12 protein-coding genes are annotated in these 12,027 nt (G+C 44.1%); 6 read left to right on the top strand and 6 right to left on the bottom strand.

Annotated features, from left to right (window positions below):
- Positions 1-36: 36 nt before the first annotated feature.
- Positions 37-1,179 (top strand): glycosyltransferase family 4 protein, encoded by a 1,143-nt coding sequence (locus INE92_RS04845; RefSeq protein WP_004315914.1) that lies wholly within the window; start codon positions 37-39, stop codon positions 1,177-1,179.
- 94 nt (positions 1,180-1,273) lie between these two features.
- Here the strand turns inward: INE92_RS04845 and INE92_RS04840 are convergent, their stop codons facing one another.
- The 4 genes from INE92_RS04840 to INE92_RS04825 form a co-directional block, all read right to left on the bottom strand.
- Complete coding sequence (locus tag INE92_RS04840; RefSeq protein WP_008643849.1) at positions 1,274-1,723, bottom strand: N-acetylmuramoyl-L-alanine amidase; 450 nt, start codon at positions 1,721-1,723, stop codon at positions 1,274-1,276.
- A gap of 4 nt (positions 1,724-1,727) precedes the next feature.
- On the bottom strand, positions 1,728-2,033 hold the full coding sequence (locus tag INE92_RS04835; protein WP_004300375.1) for a hypothetical protein: 306 nt from the start codon (positions 2,031-2,033) through the stop codon (positions 1,728-1,730).
- Positions 2,034-2,089: 56 nt separating this feature from the next.
- Complete coding sequence (locus INE92_RS04830) at positions 2,090-2,632, bottom strand: HU family DNA-binding protein (RefSeq protein ID WP_004300374.1); 543 nt, start codon at positions 2,630-2,632, stop codon at positions 2,090-2,092.
- A gap of 185 nt (positions 2,633-2,817) precedes the next feature.
- Positions 2,818-4,377, bottom strand: a complete 1,560-nt coding sequence (locus INE92_RS04825) for an ATP-binding protein (protein ID WP_195435785.1) — start codon at positions 4,375-4,377, stop codon at positions 2,818-2,820.
- A gap of 180 nt (positions 4,378-4,557) precedes the next feature.
- On the opposite strand from INE92_RS04825, the gene INE92_RS04820 reads away from it, so the two are divergent.
- Positions 4,558-4,815 carry a DUF4248 domain-containing protein gene (locus INE92_RS04820; protein ID WP_004311607.1) on the top strand — a complete coding sequence of 86 codons (258 nt, stop codon included), beginning with the start codon at positions 4,558-4,560 and terminating at the stop codon, positions 4,813-4,815.
- A gap of 96 nt (positions 4,816-4,911) precedes the next feature.
- Here INE92_RS04820 and INE92_RS04815 read toward each other — a convergent pair whose 3' ends face one another.
- Both INE92_RS04815 and INE92_RS04810 read right to left on the bottom strand, forming a co-directional pair.
- Complete coding sequence (locus INE92_RS04815; RefSeq protein ID WP_008997724.1) at positions 4,912-6,705, bottom strand: bifunctional DNA primase/helicase; 1,794 nt, start codon at positions 6,703-6,705, stop codon at positions 4,912-4,914.
- A gap of 181 nt (positions 6,706-6,886) precedes the next feature.
- Positions 6,887-7,855 (bottom strand): DUF7833 domain-containing protein, encoded by a 969-nt coding sequence (locus INE92_RS04810; RefSeq protein WP_195435788.1) that lies wholly within the window; start codon positions 7,853-7,855, stop codon positions 6,887-6,889.
- Between the two features lie 148 nt (positions 7,856-8,003).
- On the opposite strand from INE92_RS04810, the gene INE92_RS04805 reads away from it, so the two are divergent.
- The 4 genes from INE92_RS04805 (at position 8,004) to INE92_RS04790 (ending at position 11,986) form a co-directional block, all read left to right on the top strand.
- Positions 8,004-8,342 carry a hypothetical protein gene (locus INE92_RS04805; protein ID WP_008017359.1) on the top strand — a complete coding sequence of 113 codons (339 nt, stop codon included), beginning with the start codon at positions 8,004-8,006 and terminating at the stop codon, positions 8,340-8,342.
- 74 nt (positions 8,343-8,416) lie between these two features.
- The gene (locus INE92_RS04800) at positions 8,417-9,532 is read left to right on the top strand and encodes a glycosyltransferase family protein (RefSeq protein ID WP_004315920.1); all 1,116 of its coding nucleotides are present in this window, start codon (positions 8,417-8,419) and stop codon (positions 9,530-9,532) included.
- A 41-nt stretch (positions 9,533-9,573) separates the two neighbouring features.
- Complete coding sequence (locus INE92_RS04795) at positions 9,574-10,542, top strand: glycosyltransferase family 2 protein (protein ID WP_004315921.1); 969 nt, start codon at positions 9,574-9,576, stop codon at positions 10,540-10,542.
- Positions 10,535-11,986: a lipopolysaccharide biosynthesis protein gene (locus INE92_RS04790; protein WP_004315922.1), complete on the top strand. Its 1,452-nt coding sequence runs from the start codon at positions 10,535-10,537 to the stop codon at positions 11,984-11,986. Before INE92_RS04795 ends, INE92_RS04790 begins: the two co-directional genes overlap by 8 nt.
- Positions 11,987-12,027: the final 41 nt, after the last annotated feature.

Here is a 12,027-nt window from a genome sequence, read left to right as displayed (position 1 = left end):
AAGAGAAAACATCACCACCACTAAAAAAGAAAGAATATGAAAATAGCCATTGAAGCACAGCGCATTTTCCGCCCCAACAAGCATGGAATGGATTTTGTTGCTCTTGAAACAATTCGGGAACTACAAAAAATGGATCATGAAAATGAATATTTCATTTTTGTCAGTCCCGGTGAAGACAAGTGTCTGGAAAGTTCCGATAACGTACATATCATCGAGCTGAAATGCCCTACTTATCCATTGTGGGAACAGGTAGCACTCCCGCGTGCAGTAAAAAGCATCAAGCCCGATTTGCTGCATTGCACCAGCAACACGGCTCCTCTACACTGCCCTGTGCCTCTGGTTCTAACATTGCACGATATAATCTATCTGGAAAAGCGCCAGTCGTCCAGCCTGTCGTGGTATCAAGAGATGGGATGGCATTATCGCCGGTTAGTCGTTCCGCGCATACTCCCCAAGTGCGAGAAAATTATTACCGTTTCGCAGTTCGAACGGAAACGGATTCTTGAAGCGTTACATCTGCCGGAAAAGCAATTAGTAGCTGTATATAACGGGTTCAACAGTCATTTCCATTTGCAGCCCAAAGCTCCGGAAATTACCCGGAAATATATCGATGCAGACGAATATCTGTTTTTTCTAGGAAACACGGATCCGAAAAAGAATACTCCGAGAGTACTGAAAGCGTACAGCGGATATTTGAAAAAATCGGCAAAGAAGTTACCATTACTGATTGCCGACCTTAAAGAAGATGCCATTGACCGGATATTGGAAGAAGAAAAGATGATGGATATCAAAAGTTATCTCAGCTTCCCCGGCTACATTGAGAATACCGACCTTGCAGCGCTCTACAGTGGTGCATTCGCATTTCTATATCCCTCACTTCGCGAAAGTTTCGGTATCCCGATGCTGGAAGCGATGGCTTGCGGAACACCAATCATTGCAGGAAATACTTCAGCAATGCCCGAAATTGCAGGTGATGGGGCTTTATTGGTTGATCCATTCAGTCCCGAAGATATCACAGCAAAAATCTTGAAACTAGAAAATGACGGGACATTCTACCAGCAACAAGTGGAATACGGGCTTAAGCGCAGCCAGATGTTTTCGTGGAGAAACACAGCAGAATCGTTATTGAGTATATATAAGGAACTTTCTTTATCAAACATCTGCCCCGTGTCTAAGTAAAACTCACCGGAAAATAACCTAAGAAATGATAAAACGAGAAAAGACTTGTGACAAGTATTTATGTACTCGGTCACAAGTCTTTCTATAGAGTACATTACATTTTTGAGCAGAATTCTTTCACTTCGAAGCACGGACACGCTTTAATCCACTCTTCGGGTTCGATCTCTCCGTTTCCGTTCAGGTCCGGACTTAGATCCCGATGTCCGCACACCCGGCAACCGGGATAGTCGCGCAGGAGTGCAAGGATCAGCACCCGCATCGAATGAATCTGCCATTCGGTACGTGTATCGGCGGGATGACCGTGGCAGTCAAGTCCGCCCTCATAACAAATGCCAATACTGTTCTGGTTGTGTCCTTTTGCGTGCGCACCGATTCGTTCAATCTCACGGGTGGTCTTTATATCTCCATTTTTACGGATATAAAAATGATACCCCGTCCCGTTGAAACCACGCCGACGGTGGCACACTTCCAAATCATCTTCCGTAAAATCCCTGTCCGCCCTTGTGGCGGAACAGTGGATCACAATCAAGTTGATGGTTCGCATAAATTCATCCCTCCGTTTCAGTGACCATCTGTACTCGTTGCACACATTCCTTGCTACTACACTGCAGAGCCGCAGCTTGCGTCAGCTGTCCTCTCAACGAGAAAATCTCCGCGTGCATCTCTTTCACTTTCGAACTAAGGTCGAAATAATCCTTCAACACTTTCTCCAACTGCTGCATCAGAAAAGTATACTGGTCTTTCACTAGTTCACTGAACTCTTTCACTTCTTGCGCCATCATCTGGCGCTTCTTGCGGCTACTGCCCAGAAAAGGCAGAATCGTCATGATGATTTCGATAATTTTATCTAACATTTTAATAGATTGAGATGATAAATTAATAAATTGAGAACAGAGTCAATCAAAGCGGTTTATGCTGCCGGATCCGGAGCTTCTCCTCCACCGCTACCACCACCGGGTTCTCCCCCATCGCCTTTACCATCATCATCGGAGCCGTCACCGCCGTTTCCTCCGGCAGCGGACTTCTTCTCCGTATACAATTCGAACATCATGTTATTATCCCCGCCACGAGTAGTTGCCGTGCTGTCATTGGCAAGACGCAATGAGTTGTCGACTTTGAAACGGAGATTGATGCGAGTGATATTTTTCACCGTACAATCCTTTTCCTGTTCCACACCCGGACAGGTCAGCGTGGTATAAAAAATACCCAGTCCATCCACTTTCACCTTATTCCCTGCCACAAGCACTTTTTTCATCGCACGGACAAAGGATTTCATCACATGCGACACGTCTTCCACCGAAAGCGACCCGATAGACTCGATTTCCTGTGCCAGTGAATCAATTGAATAGATTTTCGACTCTCCAGCCTTAGGCTTGAGAAGATACATCATCGGTGATTTATCATCACCGAGCCGTTTTCTGCGCTTGTAGCGCACAACTGTAACTGTTGCCATATTTAAAAATTGTTTCTACGAAAAGAAGTACATTCTCCCTTTCTGTTGATGAAACAAAGATACGACAACACATTGACGACTTACCGGATTGCACCGGACTACACCGGATTATGCCGGATTAAAACGGATTACACCGAATTATACCGAAATATGTGGAAATATGTAGGAATATGTAAGATTATTCCCTAGTTTTCAATGATCCATTCTCCAATAGTTCGCGTACTACTGTCGAAATTAACTCCCACTTTGATAACTTTCCGATGATCTGCCTGATAAGGAATCGCATACTGCTTACTATTGATCTGTGCCAACGCTTCTTCAGGAGTACCGTCTACTTTGAATTCAAATACATAGATAGCCTCCTGCATCTTTATCACAACATCAGCCCTGCCAACAGCGCTCTTTACTTCTGCATCCACATATTGCCCCATCAACCGGAACAGGAGGTAGAAGATGGTCTGATAGTGTTTCTCCTCCTTATTATTCATATCATTGGGGATAGAGGCGAAAAATGATTTGATCCGCTCCATACATTGATCCAGATTGCCGACCCGTAAGTCTTTGATAAACGATACTACATAAAATGTATTCTCGCGAGCAGGCAAATGCACATAAGCCGGCATTAATGATTCGATAAAGCCTTTCCGAACTTCTTTGTTAGGATAAGCCAACGTATAGATCTGAAAATCCCGATCATATTCTTTAATAGTGAGATAACCGCTTTGGTAAAGTACCGGAAGCGGGTCTGTAATGACATTGGTAGGTGCATCAAACTGCTCGGCAGTAGCCGAAACGCCATCCAGTTGACGAATATCGAAATCGCTTTGCTGCAAGATGTCTATCAGGAAAGTGGGAGTGCCGGTAGAGAACCAGAAATTGGCATATTTCTTTTGAGCAAATGCATTAAACAAACTAAACGGATTGTAAATGTCTTCACTATTTTCACTGAAATGATACCCATCATATTGTTGTTTCAAATGTATACAAGCTTCATCATACGTTTCACCGTTCGCCTCGGCCATCCTTCTTATATCTTCTTCCAACTGTGTACGCAATTCATTTTCCGTTATACCGCAAATGGCACTATAAGCATCTTGCATACTTATGTTCTGAAGATTGTTCAATTCACTAAAGATGCTCATCTGACTAAATTTACTGATACCGACCAGAAAAAGAAAACGAAGATATTCTCCCTGCGCTTTCAACGGACTGAAAAAGTCGCGCATGATGCCACGTATTTCAGCTTGCAACTCCTCATTGTTGTTGCTATCCAACATAGGAGAATCATATTCGTCTACAAGTAACACAACCTGACGTCCGCTCTGCTCGTAAGCACGTTTGATAATACCTTTCAGACGGAGACTGAAAGTGTCTTCGCTCGTGTCACATCCGTAAATTCGTTCCCATTCCACCAAGCGATTGTTGATAGCGGAGCGCAGCATCCCCGCATTCATATACTTACTGATACTGAAATCAATATGCAACACGGGATAAACCGTCCAGTCTTTCTCCAACTGTTCCATCATCAGACCCTTGAACAGGTCTTTTTTACCAGAGAAATAGGCTTCAAGAGTGGAAACTAACAGACTCTTTCCAAAGCGTCGGGGACGGCTAAGAAAATAAGTCGTATGTGTATTTACCAAACGATAAATCAACTCTGTCTTATCAATATACACACAATTATCATTGCGTAGTCTCTCGAAACTCTGTATCCCTATCGGATAACGCCTGAATATTCCTTCCATCCTTTTTCTATGCTTTTAACGTGAAACGTAAACAAAGATACGATAAATTTCAAGAATCGGTATTCTATTAGTATCAATTCTTTTATGAATACGCCCGAACATCCGCTCTCAAAATTTGCCTATTCCACTAAAAATGAGTAACTTTACTTCAAATATAACAATCTAAAGGCACAACTATAAATGAAAACAAAAAACAAGATTCTCCCCGAACAAGAAGAAGAAAAAACATTCCAATACCGCACCTATGGGAAAGGCGAGCTCGCCTTGTTGTACCTCCCCAATATCCTGCAACAAAGCGCAGTAGACCGATTCAACGAATGGATTGAAGCTGCACCCGGACTAAAAGAACGGCTCCTGGCCACCGGCATGAATCCACGCAGCAGATACTACACTCCCGCACAAGTAAGGCTCATCGTCGAAGTACTCCAAGAACCCTAATTGAAGTATTAAGTATTAGGTATCAAGTATGGTAAACGCATCGCAACAATGGATAACATCATAATACTTAATACTTGATACTTAATACCTAATACTTTAAAACAGCTCTTTTTCAGGTAGCCAGCAGGAGTTGTCGAACATTGTATTTCGGACACGCTGGTCAGCGGAGAGAGAAGGGTCGTGAGATTCTTCACAGGGCAGGTATCGTCCGCTTACGGGATCGTAGACAAAGGATGCCATTCCACCGACACCAAGATGCTTGAATTTCACCTTGTCCACGTATACGCGTGTGGCACCAACCTCCTTGTCACGTTCCACAATGATACCGTAATCCGCTTTGTTATAGAAATCGGCAGAGCCGTTGATGTCGTACATTTCCACACGAGGGGTAATGCCCGTGACAGGATTACGGTTCATTTTACGAGGATGGACTACGACCACGAGCAGGCAATTATGTTGCACGGCAAATTCTGTAAATTTATTCAACAGGTTCGAAATATATTGCGTTTCCGTCTGTCCAGGCTGCGGGTTATGGTCGAAACGGTTGAGCGGGTCGAAGACAATGATGCGGCAGCCACGGCGGACAACGAGTTCATGAGCCTTAGCCAGTACACGATCCGGAGAAACATTACCTTTCAGAGAGATATGAGAGACGTTTTCAGTCAGAAAATCTTCCGAGTTCGCAAGGAGTCCCTCCGTCATGCCACAGCCGTTTTGAAAACGGTGTCCGGTGAGTTTCTCAATCAGTTTGCGGAGATGATAGACGATGGGGGTATTTTCCGGGCTAAAGAACCCGATTTTCCATTGATGCCGCAGGCAGAGACGCAACACCAATTCGTCCACCCACTCGGATTTTCCTGCACCGGGAACTCCGGTGACGTAGACACTTCGCCCACGTTCATACGTGCAGATCTTATCCATCTCCTCCCATCCCGTTTCCGCTCCGGGACCGAAGCCGTTGTCGAAAAGAGCCCGCAGATCGTCATGCAAGTCGGCAGCGGTGAAGATACCTTCGAGCGGAACTTCTGCTGCCTGTTCGATGGCGATACGGAGACTGGCGATACCATATTTGCAGAGATGCTCGTTGGCATCTTTACACTCCGGACCGTAAGTCACCACCCGGCAGCGTTCAGCTCCCAGCCGGTTGATGAGTTCATTGCGCAACCGGATTCCGGCAGAATCAGCATCAACGGCAATGATGATTTCTTCCAGGTCCTCGAAGTGCGTCTCCATAAAACGGTCGAGCCAGGAGAGGTTCGAATTGGCTCCGGCCGGCACGGAGATGGCGCTTTTGAATCCGGCGGCGATGGAAGAAGCAGCATCCAGTTCCCCCTCGTGGATGATGCAGGAGGTTTGCCCCAGGATGGAGTCGATGTTGTAGGGAATCAGTTCGGCACCCTGCACCATTTTGAAAAGTTTCGGGAGAGCGCGAAATTTGGTGTTTATCAGTTGTTCCCCTTCAAAATAGTTGAAGCAGATGCAACGTTCCTTTTTGCCGGATTGCGGCATAAATTCTTCCTGTTCGGTGATGCGTAGGGCGGCTATGACGGACTGCGGGATGCAACGCGTCTCCACCAGCCAACGCTCCGTGTCTTCGGAAAGCGTGGTTTTCGAGGCATCAAACACTGGACGCTGAAAATGCTGCGGAATGGCTGCTGCACGACGCTTGCGGGCTGCCACACGTTCGGCATTCTTGCGCTCTTCCACATCATCGGGAACATAAAAATCAGCGCCACAATGATAACAGTGACAGTGGCCCGTGTCGACGTTGACACGTAGCGAACGGTCGCGCTTATTCTTGCGGGTAGGAAGACATTTTTTACAAATCGTCTTGAGGACTCCACTCGATTTACCGTGGATGTCGACATCATAGTTGGCAAAATTTCTCATATTTTTTTCCTTTTTTCTAATTAAAAAATAGTTTAAAATAATCATTCACACGCAGAGGACTTACCTGCCGGACGAGTGTCTGCCACCTGCCGGACGAGCTTCCGTTACCTGCCAGACGAACATCAACAACCTACCAGACGAACATCGGCAACCTACCGGACGAAGCCAGTCATCTGCCGGATTAATGCGCCCATCTTTTCTTCACATCATCCCACACAGCTGATGCATCGGGACGTGGCGGCGCATCAACCGGAATAAGATGTCCCAGATACGTTCGCCGCCCGTCGACGACGCTTTCAAAGCGGTTTACATCCTTGTCGACCGTATTCTCAAGCTCTTTCAGCAAGGTTTCCCTCAACGTGCGACAAGTAACGGAACCGGCCGCGATATAATTTGAAAAATACCGTTTCACGTCCTCCGGAAAAAGCAGTCCCGCTCCTTTGTCATAAAGGCGGATATGTTTTTTGAAGATTTCCAAAATAAGTTTTTGATGGTCTACAAAAAGCTTTCCCAAACCGGAATGCTGCCCGGCCAATTCCATATATGACTGGAAAGTAAAAAGTTGGTCCACCAACTTTTCCCAAGGCAACACGGGTTGTAACGGGCCATGATTGCCTTCATCCGCCAAACGGCTCACAAGAGACGGTGTTTCTATATTACTCCTATTATTGTTTACAACAGAAACACTTCCTTTACTCTCCTCTTCTTTACTTTCCTCTTCTCTCCTCTTCTGGTTTTCAGTGGGTTTTCTCCCTTTACTGACGGGCGTTTCAGCACTTTTTGCCACCTTTTTCGGACGCCCTCCTTTTTTACCGTTTTCGATGTCCATTTTCCGCTTCTCTTCCAAGCTTTTCATCACCCTATCCAAGTAAGAAGAACGAAACATCTGTCGTTCCTCATCCAGTTCGAAGAGATCGAATTCGCGAAGTACCCGCTCCACCGCAACTTCATCCACATCATACCGCCGGGCCATGGCCTTCAGTAAAACCGGTTTGCACGACGCCTCATAAGCATCTTTAGTGCGCAGATGCAACAGCAACATCACGTAAATTCCGAGTGCTTCCGCGGCATTCATCTCTGACATCATACAGGCAATATTGTCGTCATTCAACAAATTTACCTCCAAATTGAAATACTGATCTTTCTTCATTTTCATTTATCATTTATTATTCCACATTTAATACTTCCGGGGCGCAAAGGTGCAAAATGTATTTTATTCCAGCTATCGCAAAAATGAGAGAGGGATTATATATTTTTTATCCGACCTTTGCCAAAAATTATTAATAATCCCAAACAATATGGACACAAAACGCAACCAAACGTTGGAAGAAATAGAAGAAAATAAAATAGTGAACGAGCATTACCAGAACAGAGTAATGCTGATAAAAAAGCTCTTGAAAACGTCACGGCTAGCCACAGTAGACCTCTGCGTGCATATCGACATCAGTGAAGCCTCCTACTACCGTTACATAAATTTCACCAGCTATATGAAAGCAGACATTTTCATACATGCTTGTCTCTTCCTCAAGCAATATATTGAAAGTCACCACATTCCTTATACCCAAGAAGAAAAACGGCTTATAAAAACATTAGACCTGTTTCAGATTTCCTCAAATAGCAACTTAAACTGCAATTAAAACACAGAAAAGGAGAAACTTATCATAAGTTTTATTACATTTGCAATGTAATAAAGGTCTTTAAAACTTAAAAAATGAGTGATAGCGAAACAGACAGCCCATCAATAAAAGCACTGATCGTTTTCAGAGAAAACGGAGAAACCGACAATCTATTTGTTCCTATCTTATGCGATGCTATCAGAATGGCTGGAATCAATGTAAGATACTCCCAAAAAGAATTCTGGGAATCGGATACGACTTATGACATCATCCATTTCCAATGGCCGGAAGAACTGGTGGGATGGACATGCAAAGACCCCGACGTCATCCGCCGCCTGAAAGAACGCATTGATTTTTTCCGCTCGCGAGGAACTCATTTCATATACACACGGCACAACATTCACCCCCACTATGCAAATGATATCATCAGCCGGGTCTACGACATAATCGAATCGGAGAGTGACACCGTAGTGCACATGGGACATTACAGCCAGACAGAATTCATACAAAAATATCCCGACAGCAGGAACGTCATCATCCCGTACCACATCTACCAATACACCTACAAAGAAGATATCAGCATAGAGCGCGCGCGCCAATATCTGAACCTGCCACAAGAAGCATTCGTCGTCACCGCCTTCGGGAAATTCCGCAACCGGGAAGAAAGACGTATGCTGCTCGGAGCGTTCCGCGACTGGGACAAAGAACGGAAACTACTGATAGCCCCTCGCTTATGCCCCTTTTCAAGGCGCAATAACTATGGCAGAAATATCCTCAAACGATGGGCTTCCCGAATTGGCTACTATGTCCTCATGCCGTTGTTAAACCGTATGTTCAGACTACAAGCGGGAGCCAACGACGAACCGATAGACGAGTGCGACCTCCCTTATTATATGTCTGCCTCTGACGTGATATTCATCCAAGAAAGAAATGCACTAAACTCCGTAAATATTCCTCTTGCTTTTCTTTTCCACAAGATAGTCGTAGGACCAAATACCGGCAATATAGGCGAACTATTAAAAAACACAGGCAATCCGACTTTCAATCCGAATCATAAAGCCGATATCATACGGGCACTGAAAATGGCCTGGCAGTTATCTACTTGGGGAAAAGGAGAAATGAACTATACCTATGCACTAGAAAACATGAGTATAGATAAAGTGGGCAAACAATATGCCGAAGTATATAGAGATTTGAACAGCAGATTGTAATGCTGCTGCCAGTATCAATAATTTATCAGAATACGAAATGCATGAAATATAATGAAATAAAAGTCAGTGTCGTCATTCCTGTCTATAACACTGAAAAATATGTTCGTCAAGCAGTAGAAAGCGTGATGTATCAAAGCTTGAAAGAACTGGAAATAATAGTTGTAGATGACGGATCAACAGACAAAAGTTTAAGTATAGTAGAAAAACTGGGTGACACTGACAAACGTATACAAATATATACACAAGCGAATCAGGGACAATCAATTGCGCGTAACAGAGGGATCTCACACGCACACGGAGAATATATCTATTTTATGGATAGCGACGATCTGCTGGAAGAAGATGCTTTGGAATTGTGTTATCATAAATGCAAAGAAGAAAAACTTGATTTTGTATTTTTTGATGCTTTAGTTTTCTTTGAAAACAACGTTGAAAATGCTCCAACACTGAATTACAAACATACAGAGAAATTAGAAGACAAAATCTATACCGGCCAGGAAGCACTTGAAATTCAATTACAGAATAAAGAATATACTCCTTCCGTTTGCCTGCACTTTATTCATAGAAACGTGATAGAAAAACATAATCTATCATTTTATCCCGAAATCGTACACGAAGACCAACTGTTTACTACCTTGCTTTATCTACAAAGCACGAAAGCAGCTTGCATTAAACGAACTTTTTTTCATCGTCGTATGAGAAAAGATTCTACAATGACGAGTAAATTCGCAATGCGGAACATAAAAGGATATCTTGTCGTCACAGAAGAGATTCTTAGCTTTAGAAGACAGACTACCGAAGATAAAAATAAAGAAATTATTGATTTATATTTATCTCAAATGCTTGACGCTGCCATGTGGCAAGCACATTCACTAAAATTACCGGAGCGGATCAAACTCGCACGGTTGTGCCTGCAAAAATATAAAAAGTATGTATCGACAAAAACGATAGGGGCATTACTTTTCAAATTCCTATTTATAAACCATAAAAAAACGGTCGACAATGGCTAGCAACATTAAAAATCAACTCTTTTCAGGAGTGTTCTATACCGCACTGGCCAAATACAGCGGCATTGTCATTTCTCTTGTAATAGCAGGAATACTGGCCCGCCTCCTATCTCCGGACGACTTCGGAATCGTAGCCGTTGCCACCGTAATCATCGCTTTTTTCAGCCTCCTCACCGATATGGGAATATCTCCCGCTATCATACAGCACAAATCACTGACAAAAGATGAACTATCAACTATTTTCTCGTTTACCGTATGGACCGGCATCGGAATCAGCATCTTGTTTTTTGCAGCTTCATGGATGATTGCCGACTATTACGAAAGCGAAATCCTGCGGACACTGTGTCAACTGCTGTCCGTTAATCTATTCTTTGCCTCCGCCACCATCGTGCCGGGAGCACTATTCTATCGGAACAAGGAATTCAAATTCATCGCTATCCGTAGTTTCGTTATCCAGATTTCCGCAGGTGCGGCAGCCGTGACTGCCGCCCTCTGCGGAGCAGGATTATATGCACTGATTATCAACCCAATAATATCCAGCATACTCATATTCGTCATCTCCTACCAGCGCTATCCGCAACGACTGCGTTTCACGCTGGGGCTGACGGCGCTCCGGAAGATATTCTCCTATTCCGCCTACCAGTTTCTATTCAACGTCATCAACTACTTCAGCCGCAATCTGGACAAATTACTGATTGGCAAATACATGAGTATGTCCGACCTCGGATATTACGAAAAATCCTATCGCCTGATGATGCTTCCCTTGCAAAACATCACCCAGGTCATCACTCCTGTAATGCACCCCATCTTCAGTGATTTCCAAAATGACAAAGCAAAACTAGCCACCTCTTATGAACGTATTCTCCGATTCCTCGCTTTCATCGGATTGCCTCTTAGCGTGCTGCTCTTCTTTACAGCAGAGGAAGTAACGTTGATTATTTTTGGAGTCCAATGGCTGCCCTCCGTACCCGTTTTTCGGCTACTCTCCCTGTCCGTAGGAATTCAGATCATACTCTCCTCGTCCGGTTCCATCTTTCAGGCGGCAGGCGATACACGGAGCTTATTTGTATGCGGAGTGTTCTCGTCTGTGCTCAACGTGACAGGCATACTGCTCGGAATCTTCTATTTCGGAACGCTGACAGCAGTGGCTAGTTGCATTGTGGTGACGTTCTCCATCAACTTTATACAATGTTACTGGCAAATGTACCGGATAACCTTCCGTCGAAGTGCGTGGCCATTCATTCGTCAGCTTATTTCTCCGTTCATCATTAGCATTTTGATAGCATTAGCCCTCATTCCCATGCAGTATGCACTGGAAGGGATGAATATTTTTGTGACAATTATAGCCAAAAGTATCGTTAGTTTTATTATCTTTGGCATTTATATACAAATGACGCATGAGTATGACATTATCGGCAAAGTGCGAAGCATCCTGTGTAAGAGATAATAAAAAGAACAGAATAAACAATATATAGAGATTTGAGCAAC

This window comes from Bacteroides xylanisolvens (genome assembly GCF_018289135.1).
GTDB classification, from domain to species: domain Bacteria; phylum Bacteroidota; class Bacteroidia; order Bacteroidales; family Bacteroidaceae; genus Bacteroides; species Bacteroides xylanisolvens.
This window is presented reverse-complemented; position numbering and strand designations above follow the sequence as displayed.